The following is a 22,282-nucleotide window of genomic DNA, read 5'->3' as shown; positions in this document are numbered from 1 at the left end:
AGACAACTCCCATGAAAAACAAAGGATTCGATCACATTCTCGGCGCAGGCGTCTCCCGCCGGAGCGTGCTTCTCGGCGCGGCGGCGGCTGGTGCCGGCCTTGCCCTTGGCGGGCGCGCCGCCTTCGCCCAGCCGGCGCTGGCCCCGCCGCACATCATCAAGCCGGGCACGCTCGTCATGAGCACCAACCCGACCCTGCCGCCGCTCCAGTTCGTCGACGACAAGGGCGAGGTGCAGGGCATGCGCATCGAGCTCGGCAAGGAGATCGCCGCCAAGCTCGGCCTGACGCCGGAATATATCAAGGTCGAGTTCGCGGCGATGGTGCCGGGCCTTGCCGCCGGCCGCTGGGACATGATCAACACCGGCATCTTCTGGACCGAAGAGCGCTCCAAGCTGATGTACATGGTGCCCTATGAGCGCGCCGCCGTGAGCTTCCTGGCGCCCAAGGGCAACCCGAAGGGCATCACCAAGTGGGAAGAGCTGGCGGGCCTGTCCGTCGGCGTCGAGCTCGGCGGCATCGAGGAGCGCCGCACCCGCGAGGTCGACGAGATGCTCAAGAATGCCGGGCTCGAAGGCATCACCGTCCGGGTGTTCAACAACTTCTCGGAAGCCTTCCAGGCCCTGCGCGCCGGCCAGGTCGACGCTGCGACCTCGATCGACGCGACCGCCAAGTTCCTCGAGGACCGCGACGACTTCACCCGCGCCATCGCCGGCCTGTTCCCGCAGATCGCGACGCTGGCCTTTGCCGACAAGACGCTGGCCGAGGCCACCGTCGGCGTGCTCAACGACCTGCGCGCCAGCGGCTTCTATGACGAGCTGTTCGACCGCTACGGCGTGCTGACCATCGAGGAAGAGAAGTTCGCGATCAGCGGCCCCGGCCCGGCCTGATCTCCGGCTTAAAATCCGGTCTGACGCCTTTCCCCGTAAACGGACCCGCCCGGCCCTCCCCCGCGCCCGGCGGGTCCCGCGGCGGGCGGCGGCGCCTCCCCGCCGCCGCCCCTCCTCCCGCTGTTTTCGATACGGTCTGGACATCGTGATGAGCACCCGCCCCCGCGACCGGCTCGGGATCATCGGCTTCGGACCGATCGGCAGACGCTTGGCCGCGCGCTTTTCCGGTGGGAGCGACGGTCCCCGGCTCGCCGCGCTGCTGGTGCGCGAACGCCAGGCGGCGGACGCGGCCGCCCTCGCGCCAGACGCGGCGATCTGCACCGACCTTGCGAGTTTTCTGAAAGCGCGGCCGACCGTCGCCGCCGAATGCGCCTCCGCCGCGACGCTGGTCGCGGCGGCCCCCGCCCTGCTCTCCGCCGGCTGCGATATCCTGCCGCTGTCGCTCGGCGCCTTTGCCGACCGCGAGACCGAACGCCTGCTGAGGCAGGCGGCCGCCAGGGGGCCGGGCCGGATCGAAGTGCCGGCCGGGGCACTGGGCTCCATCGGCTTCCTGACGGCGGCGCGCGAGAACGGCCTTTCCCGCGTCGCCATGCGCATCGGCTATCCGCTGGAGCGCTGGCAGGCGATGGGGGCGGACCGCTACATCGACCTGGAGAGGGTCGCGGTGCCGACGACCTTCCTGGAGGCGAGCGCCCGCGAGATCGCCGCGCAGTTTCCCGGTCATCTCAATGTCACCATCGGCGTCGCGCTGGCCGGTCTCGGCCTCGACGCGACGCGGGTGACGCTGGTCGCCGACCCCACCATCACCCAGGCCTGGTTCGAGGTGGAGGCCGACTCGGCTTGCGGCCCCGTGCATCTTCGCGTCGACGGGCGCGATGCCCCCGTCCATGACGACCCGCTGGACCATACGACGTTCAGCCTCATGCGCCTGCTGCTGCGCCGCTCGGCCACCATCGCGACATGACGGCTGGCGACGGACACCGACAGGAGACCACCGTGACATCGATCCTGCAGGACATCGCCAGCGCCTCGGCGCGCGAGCGCACGCGCATCCTCGACGGGCTGCGGGCCTATATCCGCGCCGGCAAGGGCGGCGAGACGGCGGTGCAGGCCCTGTTCGCCGAGACCGCCGAGGCGCTCGGCTGTACCATCGAGGCCAGCTCCTACAATCCGGCGGAGGTGCGGATGATCGAGGAGTTCGCCGGCGCGGCGGCGATCGACCCGCAGGCGCGCACCAGCATCGTCGCACGCTGCAAGGGGACGGGAAACGGGCGCAGCCTGATCCTCTTCGCCCATCCCGACGGCGAGCCCGTCACCGGCACCGAGCGCTGGCGGCACGACCCGTTCGCGGGCGAGATCGAGGATGGCAGACTGTACGGCTGGGGCGTTGCGGATGATCTCTCTGGCGTTGCCGCCGGATTGCAGGCGCTGGACCTGCTCGCCTCGCTCGACCTGCGCCCGGCCGGTGACGTGCTGATCGCCAGCACGCCGAGCAAGCGTCATGCCCGCGGCGTCTCGCGGCTGATGCAGCAGGGCATGACGGCGGATGCGGCACTCTACCTGCATCCGGCCGAATCCGGCGCCGGGCTGCGCGAGATCAAGGCGTTGGCCTCCGGCCAGGTCGAGTTCCGGGTGATCGTCGAGGGCTGCCCGCCGCCGACGACCGAGCCGCTGCAGACCGCCTTCGGGCATCTGGGCGTCAATGCCATCGACAAGGCCTTCGTCATCTGGGAGGCCTTGAGACGGCTCGATGCCCGGCGCGGCGAAGAGGTCCGGCATCCGGCGCTGCAGGGCGAGGTCGGCCGTTCGACCAACATCATGATGTCCCACATCTCGGCCGGCGATCCGAAGCGGCTCGCCCGCCTTGCGACACGCTGCACGCTCGGCGCGGCGCTCGCCTTTCCGCCGCCGGAAAAGCTCTCCGACGTCTGCGCGCAGATCGAGGCGGCGGTGGCGGAGGCCGCCGCGAGCGATCCCTGGCTGGCGGAAAACCCGCCGCGCATCGTCTGGGACAGCGGCACCACCGGCGCGGAAGTGCCACAGGACCATCCGCTGCTGATCGCCGCCCATGATGCGATCCGCGAGGTCTGCGGCCTTAATGCCCACGTCAACCCGATGCATACGGGCAGCGACATCCGCAACCCGATGATCCAGAAGGGCATCCCGACCATCGGCATCGGCCCGCTGTGCGGCGATCTCAGCCAGAACGACGGCACCGACGAATGGGTCGATGCTGAGGATCACGTGCGCTTCGTCGGCGCCGTCGCCGGCATCATCGCCAAGTGGTGCGGGGTCTCGAAGATCGAGGCATAGGCGCACCCCCGCCCCTTCAGCTTCGGGCACATGCAGGCGGCGACGGTGTTCCGCCGCCGCAGGGAGCGTCAATCGCAAGCGGCAGTGACGATGATCTCGACCTTGAGGTCGGCGCGGGCGAGCCTGGCCTCGCCGCAGGCACGAGCTGGCGCGCAGCCGGCCGGCACCCAGGCATCCCAGACCGAGTTCATCTCGGCGAAGTCGTTGATGTCCGCCAGCCAGACGATGGCCTGCAGCATCTTCTCGCGCGAAGAGCCGGCACGCTCGAGCAGCGCCTCGACCCGGGCAAGGCATTCGCGGGTCTGGTCCGCGACGGTCTCGCCCTCGCCGACCTGGCCGCACAGATAGGCGACGCCGTTGTGCTTGACGATCTTGCTCATGCGCGTCGCCACATCGATGCGTTCAATCATTCCGCAGTCTCCTTGCTTTGCGAGGCGGCCAGTGCCGCCAGTTCACCCAATGTCACCGGCTTCAACGGCGGCCGGATGCGGTAATAGCCGGTCTCGCCCTGGCTGCGCCCGTTGGCGTCGGCCAGCAGCTCCGTCACGGTCAAGCCGCAATAGCGCCCCTGGCACGGTCCCATGCCGACGCGGCCGAAGGCCTTGGTCTGGTTGGGACCAAGGCAGCCGATGGCGGCATAGCGCCGGACGTCGCCCGCCGTCACCTCCTCGCAGCGGCAGACGAGCGTGTCATCCCCCGGACGCAGCGCGCCAGCAAAGGGCGGATAGGCGCGATCAAGGAACGGACGCACCGCCAGCTCGAGCGCCAGCGCCGCCCGCAAGGGCCGCGCGGCCCGATCCCGCTCGCCCTGTGTCAGGCGGCCGAGGTCGCCGGCAATCGCCAGCGCGGCGAGGCGGCCGGCCAGCGCCGCCGCCCCGGCCCCGCCGATGCCGCCGCCGTCGCCGGCGATGAAGACGCCCTCCAGTCCCGCCGCACGGCCCCAGGGATCGCGCTCGGGCAGGAAGGCCCGCTGGGCATCGTCCCAGCGATGCGGCACGCCGATGGAGCGGGCGACCTGGGTGTTGGGCACGACGCCGTGATGCAGCAGCACGGCCGAACAGGCGATCCGGTGCGCGCGCCCGCCGGCGGTAAAGCGCAGCGCCTGTGCCTGCGCGCCCCCTTCGACGGCAAGCTCGCTGGCGCCGGTGTAGCGGCGCACGCCGGCCCGGCGCAGTTCGGCCAGCAGGCCGAGACCCTTGGCAAGCGCCCGCCAACCGCGCAGCGCACCGCCGATGTGGCGCAGGGCGGCGAGCCGGTCGGCAGCCGTCTGCGTCTCGACCAAGGCGAGCGGCGGCGTGCCGGCACGGCACATCTGCGCTGCGACGAGATAGAGCAGCGGCCCGCAGCCGGCGAGCACCGCCCCCTCGCAGACGAGGCCCGACTGTTTCAGCAGGATCTGCGCGGCGCCAGCCGTCATCACGCTGGGCAGCGTCCAGCCGGGGATCGGCATCGGCCGCTCCAGCGCGCCGGTCGCGATCAGCAGCCGGCGCCCCTCGACCAGTTCGGCCTCGCCGTCGAGGGTGAAGGCAACGCGGCGCCCCTCCTCCACCTGCCAGGCGGTGGCGCCGGCGAGATGCCGGATATTCGGATACGGCAGGCCGCGGACGAGATCGGCGCCCTTGAGATAATCAGCCCCGAGGATCGCGGCGCGCCGCTCTCCCGCCCGCTCGACATCGCGGTAGATCTGGCCGCCGGCGCGCGGCTGCTCGTCGAGGAGCACCACCGCAAGTCCGGCCTCCGCCGCCGTTCGGGCAGCGGCCATGCCGGCAGGTCCGGCGCCGAGGATGACGAGATCGGCGTCACGCATCCCCGTCCCTCTCCGCAAACGGCATCGCGATCTCCATGCCGGGGCCGACCTCGCACAAGCAGGCCTGGCGGGTGACGCCGTCGATCTCCACCAGACAGTCGAAGCAGGCGCCCATCATGCAGAACGGAGCGCGCGGTGCCCCGGAAACGGGCGTGCGGCGAAACAGGGTGACGCCGGCGGCAAGCAACTCGGCCGCCAGATTGCCGCCCTTGCGCAACAAAAGGTCCTGGCCGGCGAAACGGACGCGGACCCTCGCCCCCTCCGGCTCCAGCTCACGAAAGGTCGAAGCGGTCTTCACTGAACACCTCCAGGTCGGGGGCCTGCGCCGTGCCTTCCAGCCAGTCGGGCAGGAAGCGCGCATGGGCGGCGGCGAGCGTCACCCCGCTGTGACAGGTCACGAGATAGGCGCCGGGCATCGCGCGGCTTTGCTGGTAGATCGGCAGCCCGTCGGGCGACAGCACCCGCAGCGCGCCCCAGGAGCGCACGAGCTGGGCCTTCGCCAGCACCGGATAGGCGGCGATGGCCTGCGCGGCGATCCCGGCCATGCCCTCCACCGTCACCGTGTCGTCGTGGCCGACCTCCTCGTTGGTCACGCCGATCTGGACGCCGCCCTCGTCCACCTGACGGGCGAGCAGCGACGGGCGGTTGAGGAGATTCGGCAGTTTCTCGGTGATCAGCACCTGGCCGCGCTGCGGCCGGATCGGCGCGCGAAACCCCATCTTCGGCCCCAGCGCCGCCGAGCCGAGCCCGGCGGAGAGCACCGTGCGCGCCGCCTCCACAAGGGTGCCGTCGGTGCATTCGATGCGGAACACGTCGTTGCGGGTGACGGACTGGACCGTCTTGCCATTGAGCACGCGCCCGCCCCGGCGCCGGACATCGGCGGCGAGCGCCCGCAGCAGCTTCAGCGGATTGGCGTGGCCGTCCTGGTGATGCAGGATCGCGCCTGCGACCTTCGGCCCGATCGCCGGCTCCTCCATGCGCAACTCGTTGTGGCCGAGCACCTCGTAAGGATAGTTGCCGCCGAGCTTCGCCTTCAGCACCTCGTAGCGGGCGACGGTCTCGGCCAGCGTCTCCTCGGAGAAATGCAGATCGTAGCCGCCGTCCTGCCGCAGCGCCGGATCCTCGCCCGTGCCCTCGCGCAGCTCCTCGGCAAAGCCGCGCCAGGCGGCCACCGACGCTTGCGACCAGCTTGCATAGCGCGGCTGGTTCATGCCTTTCGACTGCACCCAGACGAGGCCGAAATTGCCGCGGCTGGCGCGAAAGCTGCCGTCGTCGCCGTCGATCACGGTGACCGAGCGCCCGCGCCCGAGCAGGCCCCAGGCGACGGAAAGGCCTACAACGCCCCCACCGATGATGGCGTAGTCAGAATCCATGACGATGTCCGATCGGATTGGAAAGGATGCCGGGCAGCGCGGGACCGCCCGGCAGCAGGCAGGATCAGTCGCGGGTAGTCTCGAGAACGGAGCGCGCCCAGTCCTCGCCGATGTCCTTCAGCACCTCGGGCCATACGGTCTCGCGCACCTTTTCGGCCATGGCCGACAACTGCTCGTCGGTGAGCGCCACCAACGTGGTGCCGAGTTCGTCCGCAAGCCGTTGCTCGTTCTTCGCCTGGTCCTGTTCGGCAACGGTCCAGCGCAGGGTCTCGAACTCGGTCGCGACGCGCTGCATGGCCGCCTGGACATCCGGGTTAAGTCCGTCGAACACCTCGGTCGAGATGATCATGAACCAGACCTCGAAATGGGTGTTGGCGGGGATGTAGGTCTTGGTCACGTCGCGGAAGGAGGAATAGTAGCCCTCCGCTCCCGAGCCGATCACCCCGTCGACGACGCCGGTCTGGACCGCGGTGAAGGCTTCCGAGAACGGGATCGGCGAGGGAATGTAGCCGAGCGCCTCGCCGGTGAGCTGAAAGCTCTTGATGCCGGGAACACGCACCTTGATGCCCTTGGCCTCGGTCGTGCCGGGGGTGACCGCGTCGCGGTTGAGGGCGATGCCGCCGAAATAGACCGGATAGGCCGCCAGCATCGTGATGTCCTGCTTGGCGAAAAGCTCCGCCATCGTCGCGTGCATGGCCCCGCCACGGCCGTAGACCTTGCGCGCCTCCTCCCAGTTGGAGGCGAGGAACGGCAGGGAGGCGATCTGCATCCGTCGGTCGGCGGCGGTCGCCGCCGGCTGGACCGACATGTCGATGGCGCCGACCGACACGCGCTCCTGCACGGTGGTGTAGTCGCCGAGCGCCGAGGCCGCAAAGATCTGGATATTGACCTCTCCCCCGCTCGCCTCGCGGATCGCATCGGCGAAGACCTTCAGCTCGGTGTCGATGGTCGTGCCCTGCGGGCGGACATGGCTCATCTTCAGGTCGGCGGCCTGGGCAAGGCCGGCGGTGGCCAGCCATAGGGCGGCGGCGGTGACATGCAGCATATGTTTCATGAGGACCTCCTCTTCAGGTTATGCAGTTCAGGGTTCTTCTTGTTGTTGTCGGGGTCAGTAGCCGAACAGCCGCGGCAGGTAGAGCGACAGGTCCGGCCAGAACGACACTAGGAAGACCACCGGCAGGTATCCGGTGACGATCAGCAGCATCGCCGGCGGGATCACCTTGGTAACCTTCACCTTGCCGATGCGCGCGCCGAGATAGAGGATCGAGGCATAGGGCGGCGTGACCCCGCCCATCGCCGTGTTGACCCCCATGATCGCGGCGAACTGCACCGGCGAGACGTCCATCGCCTGCATCAACGGCATCAGGAGCGGGGCGACGAGCAGGATCGCCGTCGTGTCGTTGACCACCATGCCGATCAGGAAGAGCAGCACGTTGATCATGATCAGCAGCAGGATCTTGTTCTCGGTGATGCCGAAGATCGCCTGGACGAGCTGCTGCGGGACGCCCTCATAGACGAACATCTGGCCGACGATCATCGAGAACAGGATCATCAGCATGATCGCGCCGACGGCGGTGGCCGCTTCCTTGCCGGCGAACAGGAAGTTGTCGAGCTTCAGCCCCTTGTAGACGAGGAAGCCGACCGGCACGGCGTAGATCACCGCGAGCGCCGCCGCCTCCGTCGGCGTGACGATGCCGCCATAGATGCCGCCGAGAATGATCACCGGCATCAGCATCGCCGGGAAGGCATGGACGCCGCGCCGCGCCACCTCGCCGGCAAGGTCCCCGAGCGCCGGCTTTTCATCCAGCACCAGGTTGAACTTGCGCGACATCCACAGGTTGACGAGCGAGAAGTTGACCATGATCAAGAGGCCCGGCCCAAGCGTCGCCAGGAAGCAGGCAAGGATCGAGGTCTCGGTGACCCAGCCGAACAGGATCATGCTGAGGGATGGCGGGATCAACAGGCCGAGGATCGAGGAATTGGCGATCAGGGCCGTGGCGTATTCGCGCGGATAGCCGCGCTTTTCCATCTCCGGGATCAGGAGCGGGCCGATCGCCGAAATGCCGGTGAGGCCGGAGCCGGAGATCGCCCCGATCACAGCGCAGCTCACCGCCGCGACGATGCCGAGGCCGCCGCGCACATGGCCGACAAAGGCGTTGACGAAGCGCAGCAGCGAGGCGGCGATGCCGCTTTCCGACATCACCGCGCCGGCAAGCACGAAGAGCGGAATGGCCAGCAGCACGGGGTTGCCCAGTTGCTGGAAGCCCCAGAGCACCATACCCTTCATGGTGACGTCGCCGAGATAGTACATCACCATCAGCGCGGCACCGAAGCACCAGGGCAGCGGAACCCCGAAGGACAGGGTGACGACGAGGGCCGCGATGGCCAGAAGCGCGATCTCGATCATCGTGCGCCCTCACCCGCCAGGGCACGGACATGGCCAACCATGTGGATCGCCGTGTAGAGCATCATCAGCGCAAGGCCGACCACCAGCGCCACATCCGAATAGAAGGTCGGGATGTAGAGGGTCGGGCTCTCCTTCCACACGCGCCAGGCGTAGCGGGTGAAGTCCCAGGCCCAGTAAAGCAGCCAGAGGCCGATGATCAGGCTGAGGATCTCGCCGATAATGGCAAGGATCGTGTGCTGACGCTTCGTCTTGAGGAAGATCTCCAGCACGTTGGCGCGGATGTGGCTGTTCTCCCGCGACGCATTGACCGCTCCGAGAATGTAGAGCCAGAGCGTCGGATACATCATCGTCTCCTCCAGCCCCATCACCGGAATCTGGAAGACGTAACGCGTGAGTGCCTGAGCAAACTGACCGAGCGCCACGATGCAGATCAGCGTCGTCAGCAGGTATTTCGCAAACCGGTCCAAAACACGCCCCCCTCTCATGGCGGTCTTGCGAGCGCCACAGCAACCTCCATTGCAGTTGCCATTGTCGGATCTGCTATGGCATAAAATCAAATTAGAATTACTGCTATATCGATAAAGTTGGCCTATGGGATGGACATGAACCTGTCATTCCGCCAGTTGCAGACTTTCGTGGAGGTGATGCGCACGGGCTCGGTCTCCGAGGCGGGCCGTTCCCTCGGGCGGACCCAGCCGGCGGTGAGCGCGATGATTTCGGGGCTGGAGCGGGAAATCGGCTTTCCCCTGTTCGAGCGCGAGCGCGGCCGGCTGGTGGCCCGGCCTGAGGCCCATTACTTCCTGGAGGAGGCGGAATTCGTCCTGGAGCGCCTGTCACACTCGGCGCGCACGCTGCAGGAAATCGGCAACCTGGAAAAGGGCAAGCTCAGGATCGCCTGCAATCCGGCCGCATCCGGCTTTTTCATGCCCAAGGTGGTGGCAGGGTTCCTGCGCGGCCGCCCGCAGGTCGAAGTCTCGCTGATGATGCAGTCGTCGGTGGTCATCACCGACTGGATCGCCTCGCAGCAATACGACATCGGCCTTGCCGAGACGTCCGAGCCGCGGCGCACGATCCGTTCGCAGGACTTCGTCTTTCCCGGGCTTTGCGCGATGCCCGCGGACGATCCGCTCACCGAACGGGAGGCGATCACCCCGGCCGACCTCGACGGCCGCCCGCTCGCCATGCTGTATGACGAGCACATCACCGCGGTGCAGACCTACCGTGCCTTTCGCGACGCGGGCGCGCGCCTCAACCGCCGCTTCGAGCTGCGCACCTTCCTGCCGGCACTGCAACTCGTCTCGGAAGGATTGTGCTGCACGATCTGCGACAGTTTCACCGCCATCAGCCATGAGGAAACGTTCGGGACGTCGAGCCGCATCGTCTTCCGTCCCTTCGCCCCCGAACTGCACCACAACCTGTCGCTGATGACGCCCGCCAACCGGCCGCTCTCCATGCTGGTGCAGGAGTTCGCCGCGGAGCTGGCCGATCAGCTTACCGAGCTTGCCGCAAGGCGCGACTGGTAGCCAGGCCCGCGCAAAGCGTTGCGGAAGCCAGGTCGTGAACCCATCGATATGGCGGCTGGCTCGCCGAGCGCATCCCCGGCGTCACCCGGACCTATCTGGCCCGCGAGAGCGCCGAGATGGACGAGGCGAAGCGCTGACCGAAAACGGCGGCAGGGCGGCCTCAGGAGGCCTCCCTCGCCTCGCTCTCGATCAGCGGAATGACCGTGCGCTCCTCCTTGCGGGCGCCGCAGAGCAGCTCGACGGCACGGTCGGCAGCGTCCTGGAACGGCTCCAGCACCATGTCCGCCCCGGCCTTGAACATCGTCTCCGTATCGCTGGCGTGATGCGAGGAGACGGCGATCCGTCCGCCGAAGCCGGCGCTGCGGGCCAGTTGCAGCAGGGTCGTGCGCGGATCCTCCTGGCTGAGCCCGGTGACGTGGCTCGGCACGGTCGACACCAGCCACTCGGCATGGGACATCGGCAGTTCGGAGATGAACTCCGGATCGGTGGCGTCGCCGAACTCTGTCTCCAGGCCGAGTTCGCGCCAACGCCGCACCGCCAGCGGATTGAAGTCGACGCCGAGCACGCGGATGCCCCGCCGCTGCAGCCGCAGGCCGATCGCCGTGCCGAAGCGGCCGAGGCCGAAAACGATCACCTTGTGGCCGGTGTCCTCATGCGCGGATGCCTCGCTCGGCTCGCGCGGGGTGCCCCGGCGCTCGAACAGGCCGAGCAGCGGCTCGCACAGGGCATAGAGCTGGTGGGAATAGGTGATCATATAGGTCGAGGCGGCAATGGTGACGAGGCCGACCATCGTGACGAGGCCGAGCGCATCTTCCCGCACATGCCCGAGCGAGACGCCCATGGCGATGAAGATCAGCGAGAACTCGCTGATCTGCGCCACGGTCAGGCCGGCCAGGAAGCCGGTGCGCTTGCGGTAGCCCATCGCCCCCATGATCGCCAGCACGATCAAGGGATTGCCGATCAGCACGAACAGCGAGAAGATGATGGCGCCGGTCACATGCGCGCCCAGCAGCGACAGATCGAGCGTCGCCCCGAGCGCGATGAAGAAGAACAGCAGCAGAAAGTCGCGCAGCGGCGCCAGCCGCGCCGCGATGGTCTCGCGATAGGGCGTCGAGGCGAGCGAGACGCCGGCCAGCAACCCGCCGACCTCCTTGCCGAGCCCCACCGCATCGCCGATGGCGGCGAACATCGCCGCCTGGGCGATGGCGAAGATCACCAGCAGCTCCGGCGCCCGCGCCAGCCGCTCGGTCAGCGGGGTGGCGACGAAACGGACGAACAGAACCACCAGCGCGACCATGGCGATGCCGGAGACCAGCACCGTCAGCACCGAGCCGCCGCCATGTCCCCCCGCCCCCTCAGTGGCCGCGCCGATGCCGATGGCCGACAGCACGATCATCGCCAGCACCACGACCAGGTCCTGGACGATGAGGAAGCCGAGGGCGATCTGCCCGTGCAGCGAATCGATCTCGCGCTTGTCGGACAGCAGCTTGACGATGATGATCGTCGAGGAGAAGGTCAGCGCCACCGCCACATAGAGGCTCGTCGTGTGGCCGAGCCCGAGCGCAAGGCCGATCAGATAGCCGAAGAACGAGGTGAAGGCGACCTGGCCGAGCCCGGTCAACAGCGACACCGCGCCGAGCGAGCGGATCAGCTTCACGTCCAGCTTGATGCCGACGAGAAACAGCAGGACGGCAATGCCGAGCTCGGCGAGGAACGCGATCTGCTCGTCCGCATGGACGAGGTCCAGCGCCGAGGGTCCGGCAATCAAGCCGACCGCGATGAAGCTGACGATCAGCGGTTGCCGGAGCAGGATGCCGACCAGCCCGACGGCCGCGGCCATCACCAGCAAGGCGGCAATCTCGGCAAACGGAGACTGGATCAGCACGTCCATCAGGCACTCCTGTCCTCGGGCGACGCCATATCCGGCCGTGCCCTTGTCGCATGATTGTTCAGGAAGGTATCGAAATCACTGTCTGCAATCCGCCATCCCTTGCCGATGTCGATCGCCCGCAATTCGCCGCTGCGGATCCACAGCCGCACCGTCGCCTCGCTGATCTTCAGGCGCTCGGCCACCTCCCTGACTGTCTGATACTGCTCTCGGGTCATGGGTATGCCATTTTGCACGTGTTTGTCGCAGAATAGCGAAACATGATGATCCCCGCCTGATCCAGATCAAGGAAAGTGTCCTTTTCTCGTGTCTGTGTAGGTCGGGAACGGCGGAGAACACGCGCAATGAAGACAATCATGGTGGCCACCGATTTTTCCGAGCGGTCCGACCGCGCGCTGCGGCGCGCCACGCTGCTGGCACGGCAGACCGGCGCCAGCCTGTCGCTGGTTCATGTGGTCGACGACGACCAGCCGCAACGGATCGTCGACGCCGAGCGCGAGGTGGCGTTGCGCCTGCTTTACGAGCAGTCCGCGACGCTGCGCCGGATCGACGGGGTGGCTTGCGAGACCCGCGTGGTCCTCGCCTCCCCCTTCGCCGGCATCGCGCAGGCGAGCGAAGATGAGACGCCGGACCTGCTGGTGCTCGGCCCGCATCGCCGGCAGGTGCTGCGCGACGCCTTTGTCGGCACCACGGCCGAACGTGCCATCCGCTTCGTCGCCTGCCCGGTGCTGATGGCCAACGCGCCTCCGGTCGGCCCCTATCGCAACGTCCTGCTGGCCACCGACCTGTCCGACGCCTCGCGCGCGGCGATCGAAACCTTCCGCGCGCTCTCCCTGCACGGGCATGCGCGGCTTTCCGCCCTCCATGTCTTCGACGCCCCGGCGATCGGCCTTGCCATGGGCCATTCGCTGAACAAGGAGGACAAGGAGCATTATCTGGAACGGGAGCGGAGCGAGGCGACCGGCAAGCTTGCGGCCTTTTTCGACGGGCTCGACATCGCGCCGGCCGAATATCTGGCGCGCCACGACGCATCGGGCACGGCCGACGAGATCCTGGCCGCGGCGCGGCAGGACGAGGCCGGGCTGGTCGTCGTCGGCACGCGCGGACGCGGCGGCCTTGCCAAGTTCCTGCTCGGAAGCGTCGCCGAGGAGGTTCTGCGCAACGCCACGATGGATGTGCTTGCGATCCCGCCGGGTCCGGCCGCGCCGGACGCCGGTTGACGCACGGCACGACGCCGGCCCGCAACGCGGGAGCGAAAAAGGGACGGCGGGTCGCCCCGCCGTCCGCGATCAGATCAGTCGCAGGCGGCGGTGACGATGATCTCGACCTTGTATTCGGGCGTAGCCAGCTTCGCCTCGCCGCAGGCGCGCACGGGCGCGCAGCCGGCCGGCACCCAGGCGTCCCACACCGAGTTCATCTCGGCGAAGTCGGTCATGTCCGCCAGCCAGATGATCGCCTGCAGCATCTTCTCGGGCGAGGAGCCGGCGCGGGCGAGCAGCGCCTCCACCTCAGCGATGCAGTCGCGGGTCTGCTCGGCGACGGTCGCGCCCTCCCCGACCTGGCCGGCCAGATAGACAACGCCATTGTGCTTGACGATCTGGCTCAGGCGCGTCCCGACATCCATACGTTCGATCATTCCAAGTCTCTCCTTGTGTGCCGACCCGGCCAGACGACCGGCGCGGCCCGTCCGCCCGGAATCGCCGGCCTCAACGACGGGCCGAGGGTCTGTCTGACAGGCTTCGGGCCAGCCATGCAAGGGATGATGGGAGCGCCGGGACGAAGGAGCCTTACCAGCCGGCGAATCCGGCAAGCAGGTTCTCGTCGACGCGCCCGTTTTGAACATCGTCAAGCGCCTGGCCCAGAATGGCGGCGCCCTCCAGGGCCTGCGCCTCGGTAAGCGTCAACGGCGGCGTCAGTTCCAGGACATTGGAATGGACTCCGACATAGTAGAGCACGAGCCCCAACTGATAGGCGCGGTAGACCGTCAGTGCCGCCTGCCGCGATGCCGGCCGACGGGTGCCCCTGTCGGTGACGAGCTCGATCCCGAGAGCGAGACCGCGGCCGCGCACCTCCCCGATCAGCGGCTGCGTTGCCGCCAGCCTGCCGAGAGCCTCGAAGAGCACACGGCCTGTGGCGTTGGCATTCTCCGCCAGCCTGTCGCCCTCGATGGTTTCAAGCACCGCCAGAGCCGCGGCCGAACAGACCGGATTGCCGTGGACGGTCTGCAGCGAGAACGCCACCGCATGGTTCATCACGGTTTCGGGCCCGACGACGGCGGAGATCGGCAGGCCTCCGCCCAGTCCCTTGCCGAAGACGACGATGTCCGGCTCGATGCGACAATGCTCGAACGCGTTGAACCGGCCGGTGCGACCGAGTCCGACCTTCACCTCGTCGGCGACGATGAGAATGCCGTGCTTCCGGCAGATCGCCTCCACGGCCTGGAAGTAGCCGTCCGGCGGCACCAGCATCCCGCCGTCGGACTGAACGGGCTCGATGAAGAAGGCTGCGATCTCCTGCGGCGGGGCTTCGCTGGCGAGAGCCCGCTCCAGCGCCTCCAGCGCTTCCCGCTTTGCGGCTTCCGGACCGCCGCTGGCATAGCTGTCGGGATAGGGCACGAGCGTCAGCCCCGCGGCGCGCGCCCCCTGCTGGGCCGGATGGCCGGACACCGCCATCGAGCCGACGGTGCCGCCATGATAGGCACCTTTGAAGGCAAGGATGCGGGGGCGGCCGGTTGCGGAGACGACCATGCGCGCGACGGTCTCGTTGGCATCGGACCCGGAATGGCCGAACCAGACGCGGCCGCGGGCACGCTCCGGCACCAGCGTGAGCAGTTTCTCGGCCAGCCGCACGCAAGGCTCGTTGGCGCTCGACAGATAGCTGGCACCGGCCTGGTTCGACAGCGCCCGGTTCACCGCATCGCGCAGCGCCGGGTGGGAATGACCGAGGCTCGCAGCCCCCCAGGAGGCGGAGAGGTCGAGAAGCCGGCGCCCATCCTCCCCGGTCAGATACGATCCGTGACCGCCTGTCACCGCCTGCGGAAAGAACCGCAGATGCGCCATCGTGGAGACCGATCGGCTTTCTCGGGCATAGAGACCGGACATCGGCGCGCGCCCTTTCACTTGAAGAAGGTCACGACCTCGTCGAGCTGCGCGACGTGGCAGTAGATCATGTTGATGATCTCGAGCTCGCGCCTGTGCAGCTCATCCGTTGCGGCGGCGGCGCAATCATCGACGACGATCACCCCGAAGCTCTCGTCCGCCAGGCTGCGCACGGTGGACGACACGCACTGGTCGGTGAAGATGCCGCAGCAGATGACGTCCTTGATCCCCATGTTGTGAAGGATCAGGCGCAGGTTGGTTCCGGTCAGGGCGCTGTCGGTCGTCTTGGTGATGACGATCTCGTCCGCCCTCGGCGCAAGCTCGTCGACGATCTGCCCCTCGGGCAGGTCCTTCGGCAACAGCAGGTAGTTGAAGCCCGGCTTCTTCTGGCTCAGCGAGCGGTCGCGGCCGTCGGGTTTCAGGCAGGCGATGCGGGCGAAGATCACCTCGACCTTGCGCTTGCGGCAGTCCTCGATCAAGCGCGCGGTGTTCGGGATGACGGTCTGGCGCATGCGATCATAAAAGGGCTGCCAACGGGCCGTTTCCTCGGGCGTGTCCTTGGGCGCGAGATAGGTGTTCTGGATGTCGATGACCAGCAACGCCGTGGTTTCCGGGTCAAGGACGATATCCTCCGGCTCCTCGGCATTGGCATAGTAGAAGGAGCGATAGTCGGTCTTCCAGGTCATGAACGTGTCTCCTTCCTGGCGCGGAGGCGGGCGAGGATGTCGCCGATCTCGCGACTTGGGAAAATGCCGCCGGGCTTGAGGATCATCACGGCGATCATGGCGAGCGCCAGCACGATTTCCGTCAGGCCGATGACCTGTCCGGCGCCGAACGACGTGGCGTTGAGCATGCTTTCGGTTCCGCGCAAGCCTTCATAGGCCACGGTTATCAGCACGGTTCCGACAACCGCGCCGGTTACGGTGTTGGCGCCGCCGACGACCAGCATGGTGACGATCAGGAAGGTCTCCTTGAGGTAGAAGGCCTTGGGCGAGAACGACGTGATGAAGTGCCCCCAGAGCGAGCCGCCGACGCCGGCGAGGAAAGCGGCAAGGATGAAGGCGCGCCACCGCAATGCGGGAATGTTGGCGCCAAGCGCGGCGGCGGCGACCTCATCCTCGCGAGAGGCGCGCAACAGCTTGCCGGTGCGGGACTCCTTGAAGACCAGCGCGGCGATCACCGCCAGCACCGCCACGCTCGCCGCCGTGGGAAGGTCCGTCGTCCGTGGCAGGCCGAAGAGCGTGCGCGGACCGTTCGTCAGGGCACTCCAGTTGTTCATCACCGTGTAGAGCACGACCAGCAGCGCGAAGGACGTGATGACGGCCGCCGCATCGGACAGGCGCATCAGCGGATAGGCGATCGCCGCCGCCACTGCCGCCGCGACCAGGCCGCCGGCGACCATCGCGAGAAGCGGCGAGACCTCGACGGCCGTCAGGAACGGGTAGAGGTCGGGCAGCGCCATCCCCTTCATCTGCGAGGGAATGGTGAGAACCGCCGATGTGTAGGCACCAAGGCCCATGAAGCCGATATGGGCGAAGGACAGGAGGCCCGAATTGCCCATGAAGGTCTGCAGACCCACCACAAGCACCAGCGAGATCATCAGGTTCGTGGCAATGCGGTCATAGAGACGGATGCCGATGAGGTGGCTGCCGACACCGATGATCACGATGACGGCAAGCAGGACGAGGGCGGTGAGATGGGAGGGTTTCAAGGCAGCGCTCCTCAGGTCCGCTGCCCGCTCGCCGGGCCCTTGATGAGGCCATCGGGACGCCAAAGCAGGATCAGGATCACGAGTCCGAAGGTGAAGGCGTCGCGGAACTTCAGGAGATCCTGCGACAGGGTGTAGTTGAGCGTGGTGTCGATGAACGCCAGCAGGAAGCCGCCGATGACCGCCCCCGGCAGGCTGCGCATGCCGCCGATGACCGTGGCAATGAAGGCGACGAGCAAGGGTTCGAGGCCGATCCCCGGCACGACCGTGCCAATGCGGCCGATCCACAGGATGCCGACCACTCCGGCGAGAAAGCCCGACAGGGCGAAGGCCAGCGAGATGATGAGGTTCGCCGGAACGCCCAGCATGCGCGCCATGGTGAAGTTGCTCGCCGCCGCACGCATCGCGATGCCGAGCGTCGTCTTCCGCATCAGGAAGGCGACGGCCGCCAGCAGCACGATCGACGCGGCGATCGTCAGCAGGTTGCGGACCGGCGTGATTGCGCCCGCGATCACCACCGTTTGCGAGAAAATCTCCGGCAACGGCACATAGCGGGGACGCGGCGAGATGAACAGAAGCGCCGCGTTCTGCAACAGGTTGGAGAACGCGAAGGAGGTGATCAGCACCGCCGTCACGGATTTGGCGCGCACGGGACGGAACGCGGCATAGTCCGTGAAGATGCCGAAGACGACCGCCATGGCCAGGGCAAGGACCGCCATGACGATCCAGGGCAAGCCGGAGCCGCCGGTCAGATACAGCGTGTAGCCCGCGACCATGATCAGTTCGCCGTAAGCGAAGTTCACGAGGCGCAGGATGCCGTAGATGATGACGAGGCCGAGGGCCATCAGCGCATAGGCACCGCCAAGGCTCAGCACGTCGATGACGAATTGGACGGTGAACGCCATGCTCAGCCTCCCAGATAATGTGCGCTGAGATCGGTGGTCGACCTGATCTCGTCGGCGGTTCCGGAAGCGACGATTTTTCCGAGCCGCAGAACATAGGCGCGGTCGGCAATGGCCAGCGCCTGGTTCACGTTCTGCTCCACCAGGAAGATGGTGAGGCCCGTCCGCTTCAGCGTGTCGATCATCTCGAAGATCCGGTCGACGATCGCCGGCGCCAGACCGAGCGACGGCTCGTCGAGCAGCAGCACGGTGGGACGCGACATCAGGGCGCGGGCGATGACCAGCATCTGCTGCTCGCCGCCCGAAAGCGTCCCGGCCGCCTGATGCTTGCGCTCCGCAAGACGCGGAAAGAGCGTGTGGACCCGTTCGAGATTGTCGCGATTGCCGGCGCGGTCCCGGCGATGGATATAGGCGCCGAGCATCAGGTTTTCCGCGACCGTCAGATCGGGGAAGACGTCGCGGGTCTCCGGCACGGTCGCAAGACCGGCACGCACGACCTGCTCGGGGCTGCTGGAGGTGATCGCGACCCCGCCGAGCGTGATGGAGCCGCTGGAGGCCTTCAACGCGCCGGCGATACATTTGAGCGTGGTGGACTTGCCGGCGCCATTGGCCCCGAGCAAGCTCACCAACTCGCCCTTTGCGAGATGGAAGCTGATGCCGCGAACCGCCCGGATCGAGCCGTAGTCCACGGAGAGGTCCCGGACATCAAGCATGGGTCGCCCCCTTGCCGAGATAGGCTTCGATAACCGCCGGATGGCTGCGGACATGGGCGGCATCGCCTTCCGCGATGGTCCGGCCGGACGCCAGCACATGCAGCCGGTGACACAGCCGCATGATCAGGCTCATGTCGTGATCGATGATGATGAGACCGAGCCCCCGGCTTTTCGGAAGCTCGGCAAGGGTGTGAAGCAGCGTTTCGGTCTCGGCATCGTTCATTCCCGCGGCCGGCTCGTCGAGCAGCAGGAAGCGCGGTTCGGCAGCAAGCGCGCGCGCGATTTCCACCCGGCGCTTGTCGCCATAGCTCAGGCTCTCGCCGAGTTCGTCGGCCTTCTCGCCGAGGCCGAATTCGCCGAGCAGGGTCCTGGTCCGCTCCCGCGCCTCGTCACGCGACGTCCCCTTGGCCAGCGCTGCGGCTTCGACATTTTCGAACACCGTCATCGCGTTGAAAAGCCGGACGATCTGGAAGGAACGGCTGACACCCTGAAGGGCGATCTCGCGCGGCGAGAGGCCTGAAATGGTCGTATCGCCGATGCTGACACGGCCGGCGGCCAGCTTCACATGGCCGGTGATGGCGTTGATCAGCGTGGTCTTGCCGGACCCGTTCGGCCCGATAAGTCCGACGATCTCACTGGTCGAAACGGCAAGAGACACGTGGTCGAGGGCGCGCAGGCCGGCGAACTCCACCGACACGTCGTTCAGCGCGAGGCGCGATTCTGACATGGCTTTTCCAAACGAAGATGGGCCGGCCTGTCAGCCGGCCCAAAAGTGCAATCAGGGCTTGGGAAGCGAGTCAGGCTTGCGCCAGCCGACGAAGCTCGGCGTGCCGCCCTTCAATTCGATCATCGCCGCGGCCTTGTTCGGAACATGCCCCTCCTCGGCGGTGCCGTAGTCGAGATCGCCGGTCAGAAGCTTGAACTGGCCGTCCTCGAGAGCCTTGGCGAGCGCCGCGCCCTCGGTGGTTCCGGCGGCCTTGATGCCCTCGGCGATCAGCATGATCGTGTCCCAGCCCGTGGAGACGAAGGACGTGTCGGGCGCCGAACCATGCATGGCGGTGTAGAGCTCGATGAATTCTGCCATGTCGGGATGCGCCTCGGGGCCCATCCAGGTATGCGTGACGAAGAAGACGTCGTTGCCGAACTTCTCGCCGAGCGCCTCGTGCATCGCCGGATCGTCATAGGCGTCGCCGCCCAGCACAGGCGCGTCGTAGCCGACTTCACGCAGAGCGCGAATGATGATGCCGATGTCCTGACCATAGGACGAGACGAAGATGACGTCGGGCTTCGTTCCGAGCGCCTGCAGACGCGCAAGCTGCGCCGAGAAATTGTTGTCGCCGTTGGTATAGGTGTCTTCCAGAAGGATCTCGCCGCCATTCGCCTTGAACTGCTCGACGAAATACTTGGAGAGCGACTTGGTATAGGCGATGAACTGATCGGTGACGACATAGGCCGTCTTCCAGCCCTTCTCCTTGATCGCGAAATCGGCCGCCGCCGCCCCCATCGTGGTGTTCCACATGGAGAGCGTGAACTGCTTGTCGCCCAGCGACCACGACGAATAGAGCGGATCGGACGCGCAGGTCGAGATGCCGACGAGGCCGGCAGCCTGGGCTTCGCGGCTGGCGGGCGAACCGAAATCGAAATCGCAGGGCGCAACGATGACCGCCGCGCCCTTGTCGATCAGTTCGACCGCGACATTGCCGACCGTGACCGGATCGGACTTGCCGTCGATATTGATGAACTCGATCTGCTTGCCGAGCACGCCGCCATTGTCGTTGAGGTATTTCACCGCCACCTGGGCGCCGTAGTAGCCGGGCGTGTCGAGCGGAGCCTGAATGCCGGTCATCGACAAGGCGCCGCCGATCACGATCTTGCCGTCGTCGGCGAGCGCCGCGGAGCCGGCCAGCGCCACGCCGGCGGCTGCCATCAGAATTCTGGACGTCTTCATCATGGTTGTTCCTCTTTTCTGGAAGGTGCCTTTCGGCTGCGAACTGACAAGCGGGCCTGCCTTCTTGGGCTTATTCGCCGCGTTCTCGGGTGTCTCCTTGGTCCTTTCCTCAATCCGCCTTTCGCTTACTGGCCGATCTCCTTCAGAAGATCGGCGGTCGAGATCTGTCGGCAGTAGCCTTTGATGGCGTTGAGCGAGAAGTCGTGACGCTCCTGCGAGTAGGTGCCGCAGGCATCCGGCACGAGCGTGACCAGGTAGTTGAGGTCGCAGGCGTCACGAACGGCGGATTCGACGCACTGATCGGTGAGCAGTCCGCACAGCACGATCTGCTTCACGCCGAGATTGCGCAGCACATAGTCGATATGGGTCGAAACGAAGACGCTGGACGAGCTTTTCGGAAAGACGATTTCGTCCTCAAGCGGCGCCAGCTCGTCGATCACCTTGCCGTCATGCGATCCCTTCGCCACGTTGAAGCCGGTGATCTTGTAATCGAGGCTCCGGTCGCGGCCATCCTTCGTCAGACTCTCGATCGTGGTGTGCAGAACCTCGATCCCTGCCCTGCGGAACCCCGCCAGCAGCCGCTGCATGTTCGGGATCGCCACCTCGTGGATGCGCTTGAAATAGTACCCGTATTTGCCGGCGATATCCTCGTCCGAGACATCCTTGAACTCGCCGCCGTCCCGCAGGACCGAGAAGTTCTGGACATCGATAAAGAGGATCGCGGAGGCAGCCGGATCGAGCGGGATATCGCGTGTGGTCGGATGGGCTGCGGCCATCATACGCTTCCTTCAAGGCTTTGCGCCGCCAGACGAAGGGAGGCGGCCAGCCGGTCCGCCCACTCCCGCTGTCCGCGGTCATCGGTGATGAGATCGTTGCGCGTTTCGATCAGCACGTGCGGGATGCCGCGCCTTTCGCCGTGAACGGGTATCGTGTAGTCGGAGAGATCGTCGACGACATAGGGCTCGTTGAGCTTGACCGTGACATGCGGATTGGCGCGCGCGAACAGGTCGGCCAACCGCTCGGCAAGACGGGCGTCGCGATTGTACAGCAGGCCGAGCTCGAAATCCCGCCGGGCGCCCGTTGCGCGCATGACCGGAGTGAAACTGTGGACGGTGACGAGAAACAGCGGGCCGCCGCCGGCTTGCCGATCATCGAGCGCCGCCGCGATCGCGGCATGCAGCGGCCGGTGGATTTCCTCGAAGCGGCGGCGCCGGTCGATCTCGGCAACCTCCGCATTGGCGGGCACCACGGTGCCGTCGCTCTGCCTGACGACACAGCCGTCGGACTCGTAGGGACGATTGCAATCGATCACGAGGCGGCTGTAGCGCTGCAGGATGAGAGGCGCGTCAAGGCGCTCGGAAAGCCCCCGGGCAAGCCCCTCCGCGCCGACGTCATAGGCGATGTGCCGGTCCATTTCCTCCGGATCGATGCCGAGATCGCCAAGCGCCGAAGGCACGGCACGCCCCGCATGTTCGCAGATCAGGAAAATGGCGGATCGGCCGGAGATGTTGACCCATTCCACCGGATGCGGGTCGCCCGACTGCAGCAGTCCAGTGATGTCGGGATCTGCGAACCTGAGCATGGAGGACGGTATCCGTGAGGCGGCCAGGACGATCTCGGCACGCGGGGCTTCGATACCGCAAATCAAAGAAATTTATCGATCATAGTCAATCGCATTTTTCCATTTGACTAATTTTTTCCAAAAAGGGAATATC

General features: G+C 66.8%; 24 protein-coding genes. 5 read left to right on the top strand and 19 right to left on the bottom strand.

Annotation, left to right across the window (positions count from 1 at the left end; all coding sequences use genetic code 11):
* The first annotated feature begins 11 nt into the window (after nucleotides 1-11).
* The 3 genes from TSB10GB4_RS02460 to TSB10GB4_RS02450 all read left to right on the top strand — a co-directional run bounded on the left by TSB10GB4_RS02460 (nucleotide 12) and on the right by TSB10GB4_RS02450 (nucleotide 3,200).
* Entirely contained in the window at nucleotides 12-887 is an 876-nt protein-coding gene (locus TSB10GB4_RS02460) for an ABC transporter substrate-binding protein (RefSeq protein ID WP_186394412.1), read from the top strand.
* Between the two features lie 148 nt (nucleotides 888-1,035).
* Nucleotides 1,036-1,851, top strand: coding sequence for an aspartate dehydrogenase domain-containing protein (locus tag TSB10GB4_RS02455; protein WP_186394411.1), 816 nt, complete (start codon nucleotides 1,036-1,038; stop codon nucleotides 1,849-1,851).
* Nucleotides 1,852-1,883: 32 nt separating this feature from the next.
* Entirely contained in the window at nucleotides 1,884-3,200 is a 1,317-nt protein-coding gene (locus tag TSB10GB4_RS02450) for a M20/M25/M40 family metallo-hydrolase (protein ID WP_186394410.1), read from the top strand.
* A 68-nt stretch (nucleotides 3,201-3,268) separates the two neighbouring features.
* Here TSB10GB4_RS02450 and TSB10GB4_RS02445 read toward each other — a convergent pair whose 3' ends face one another.
* The 7 genes from TSB10GB4_RS02445 to TSB10GB4_RS02415 all read right to left on the bottom strand — a co-directional run bounded on the left by TSB10GB4_RS02445 (nucleotide 3,269) and on the right by TSB10GB4_RS02415 (nucleotide 9,254).
* Complete coding sequence (locus tag TSB10GB4_RS02445) at nucleotides 3,269-3,610, bottom strand: RidA family protein (RefSeq protein ID WP_186389120.1); 342 nt, start codon at nucleotides 3,608-3,610, stop codon at nucleotides 3,269-3,271.
* Nucleotides 3,607-5,007, bottom strand: a complete 1,401-nt coding sequence (locus TSB10GB4_RS02440) for an NAD(P)/FAD-dependent oxidoreductase (RefSeq protein ID WP_186394409.1) — start codon at nucleotides 5,005-5,007, stop codon at nucleotides 3,607-3,609. The genes TSB10GB4_RS02445 and TSB10GB4_RS02440 overlap by 4 nt, the downstream gene beginning before the upstream one ends.
* Nucleotides 5,000-5,305, bottom strand: coding sequence for a (2Fe-2S)-binding protein (locus TSB10GB4_RS02435; RefSeq protein WP_371328843.1), 306 nt, complete (start codon nucleotides 5,303-5,305; stop codon nucleotides 5,000-5,002). Before TSB10GB4_RS02435 ends, TSB10GB4_RS02440 begins: the two co-directional genes overlap by 8 nt.
* The gene (locus tag TSB10GB4_RS02430) at nucleotides 5,280-6,380 is read right to left on the bottom strand and encodes an FAD-binding oxidoreductase (RefSeq protein WP_186394407.1); all 1,101 of its coding nucleotides are present in this window, start codon (nucleotides 6,378-6,380) and stop codon (nucleotides 5,280-5,282) included. Before TSB10GB4_RS02430 ends, TSB10GB4_RS02435 begins: the two co-directional genes overlap by 26 nt.
* Before the next feature lie 64 nt (nucleotides 6,381-6,444).
* Nucleotides 6,445-7,434, bottom strand: coding sequence for a TRAP transporter substrate-binding protein DctP (dctP, locus tag TSB10GB4_RS02425; RefSeq protein ID WP_186394406.1), 990 nt, complete (start codon nucleotides 7,432-7,434; stop codon nucleotides 6,445-6,447).
* Nucleotides 7,435-7,488: 54 nt separating this feature from the next.
* Entirely contained in the window at nucleotides 7,489-8,787 is a 1,299-nt protein-coding gene (locus tag TSB10GB4_RS02420; RefSeq protein ID WP_186394405.1) for a TRAP transporter large permease, read from the bottom strand.
* A complete protein-coding gene (locus tag TSB10GB4_RS02415; protein WP_186394404.1) occupies nucleotides 8,784-9,254 on the bottom strand; it encodes a TRAP transporter small permease in 471 nt (156 codons plus the stop codon). The genes TSB10GB4_RS02420 and TSB10GB4_RS02415 overlap by 4 nt, the downstream gene beginning before the upstream one ends.
* Nucleotides 9,255-9,389: 135 nt before the next feature.
* Between TSB10GB4_RS02415 and TSB10GB4_RS02410 the strand changes: the two genes are divergently transcribed.
* Entirely contained in the window at nucleotides 9,390-10,310 is a 921-nt protein-coding gene (locus TSB10GB4_RS02410) for a LysR substrate-binding domain-containing protein (RefSeq protein ID WP_186394403.1), read from the top strand.
* A gap of 160 nt (nucleotides 10,311-10,470) precedes the next feature.
* Here TSB10GB4_RS02410 and TSB10GB4_RS02405 read toward each other — a convergent pair whose 3' ends face one another.
* The gene (locus TSB10GB4_RS02405) at nucleotides 10,471-12,201 is read right to left on the bottom strand and encodes a cation:proton antiporter (protein WP_208984360.1); all 1,731 of its coding nucleotides are present in this window, start codon (nucleotides 12,199-12,201) and stop codon (nucleotides 10,471-10,473) included.
* Nucleotides 12,201-12,416, bottom strand: coding sequence for a helix-turn-helix domain-containing protein (locus TSB10GB4_RS02400; protein ID WP_186389128.1), 216 nt, complete (start codon nucleotides 12,414-12,416; stop codon nucleotides 12,201-12,203). Before TSB10GB4_RS02400 ends, TSB10GB4_RS02405 begins: the two co-directional genes overlap by 1 nt.
* Nucleotides 12,417-12,542: 126 nt before the next feature.
* Between TSB10GB4_RS02400 and TSB10GB4_RS02395 the strand changes: the two genes are divergently transcribed.
* Nucleotides 12,543-13,418 (top strand): universal stress protein, encoded by an 876-nt coding sequence (locus TSB10GB4_RS02395; protein ID WP_186394402.1) that lies wholly within the window; start codon nucleotides 12,543-12,545, stop codon nucleotides 13,416-13,418.
* 74 nt (nucleotides 13,419-13,492) lie between these two features.
* Here TSB10GB4_RS02395 and TSB10GB4_RS02390 read toward each other — a convergent pair whose 3' ends face one another.
* The 10 genes from TSB10GB4_RS02390 to TSB10GB4_RS02345 form a co-directional block, all read right to left on the bottom strand.
* The gene (locus TSB10GB4_RS02390; protein WP_186389130.1) at nucleotides 13,493-13,834 is read right to left on the bottom strand and encodes a RidA family protein; all 342 of its coding nucleotides are present in this window, start codon (nucleotides 13,832-13,834) and stop codon (nucleotides 13,493-13,495) included.
* A 151-nt stretch (nucleotides 13,835-13,985) separates the two neighbouring features.
* Nucleotides 13,986-15,299, bottom strand: a complete 1,314-nt coding sequence (locus tag TSB10GB4_RS02385; RefSeq protein ID WP_186394401.1) for an aspartate aminotransferase family protein — start codon at nucleotides 15,297-15,299, stop codon at nucleotides 13,986-13,988.
* Nucleotides 15,300-15,313: 14 nt separating this feature from the next.
* Nucleotides 15,314-15,982, bottom strand: coding sequence for a cysteine hydrolase family protein (locus tag TSB10GB4_RS02380; protein ID WP_186389132.1), 669 nt, complete (start codon nucleotides 15,980-15,982; stop codon nucleotides 15,314-15,316).
* Nucleotides 15,979-17,007 (bottom strand): branched-chain amino acid ABC transporter permease, encoded by a 1,029-nt coding sequence (locus TSB10GB4_RS02375; RefSeq protein WP_186389133.1) that lies wholly within the window; start codon nucleotides 17,005-17,007, stop codon nucleotides 15,979-15,981. Before TSB10GB4_RS02375 ends, TSB10GB4_RS02380 begins: the two co-directional genes overlap by 4 nt.
* A gap of 11 nt (nucleotides 17,008-17,018) precedes the next feature.
* Nucleotides 17,019-17,909, bottom strand: coding sequence for a branched-chain amino acid ABC transporter permease (locus tag TSB10GB4_RS02370; RefSeq protein WP_186394400.1), 891 nt, complete (start codon nucleotides 17,907-17,909; stop codon nucleotides 17,019-17,021).
* 2 nt (nucleotides 17,910-17,911) lie between these two features.
* Nucleotides 17,912-18,619, bottom strand: a complete 708-nt coding sequence (locus TSB10GB4_RS02365) for an ABC transporter ATP-binding protein (protein ID WP_186394399.1) — start codon at nucleotides 18,617-18,619, stop codon at nucleotides 17,912-17,914.
* Nucleotides 18,612-19,346, bottom strand: a complete 735-nt coding sequence (locus TSB10GB4_RS02360) for an ABC transporter ATP-binding protein (protein WP_186394398.1) — start codon at nucleotides 19,344-19,346, stop codon at nucleotides 18,612-18,614. Before TSB10GB4_RS02360 ends, TSB10GB4_RS02365 begins: the two co-directional genes overlap by 8 nt.
* A 51-nt stretch (nucleotides 19,347-19,397) precedes the next feature.
* Nucleotides 19,398-20,570, bottom strand: coding sequence for an ABC transporter substrate-binding protein (locus tag TSB10GB4_RS02355; RefSeq protein WP_186389137.1), 1,173 nt, complete (start codon nucleotides 20,568-20,570; stop codon nucleotides 19,398-19,400).
* 122 nt (nucleotides 20,571-20,692) lie between these two features.
* Nucleotides 20,693-21,343 (bottom strand): isochorismatase family cysteine hydrolase, encoded by a 651-nt coding sequence (locus TSB10GB4_RS02350; RefSeq protein ID WP_186389138.1) that lies wholly within the window; start codon nucleotides 21,341-21,343, stop codon nucleotides 20,693-20,695.
* The gene (locus TSB10GB4_RS02345; protein ID WP_186394397.1) at nucleotides 21,343-22,149 is read right to left on the bottom strand and encodes an N-formylglutamate amidohydrolase; all 807 of its coding nucleotides are present in this window, start codon (nucleotides 22,147-22,149) and stop codon (nucleotides 21,343-21,345) included. The genes TSB10GB4_RS02350 and TSB10GB4_RS02345 overlap by 1 nt, the downstream gene beginning before the upstream one ends.
* Between the last annotated feature and the right edge of the window lie 133 nt (nucleotides 22,150-22,282).

Origin of the sequence: Stappia sp. TSB10GB4 (assembly GCF_900185745.1) — a bacterium.
Taxonomy (GTDB): domain Bacteria; phylum Pseudomonadota; class Alphaproteobacteria; order Rhizobiales; family Stappiaceae; genus Stappia.
The sequence above is the reverse complement of the archived record's forward strand: the minus strand, read 5'-3'. Positions and strand labels throughout refer to the sequence as shown.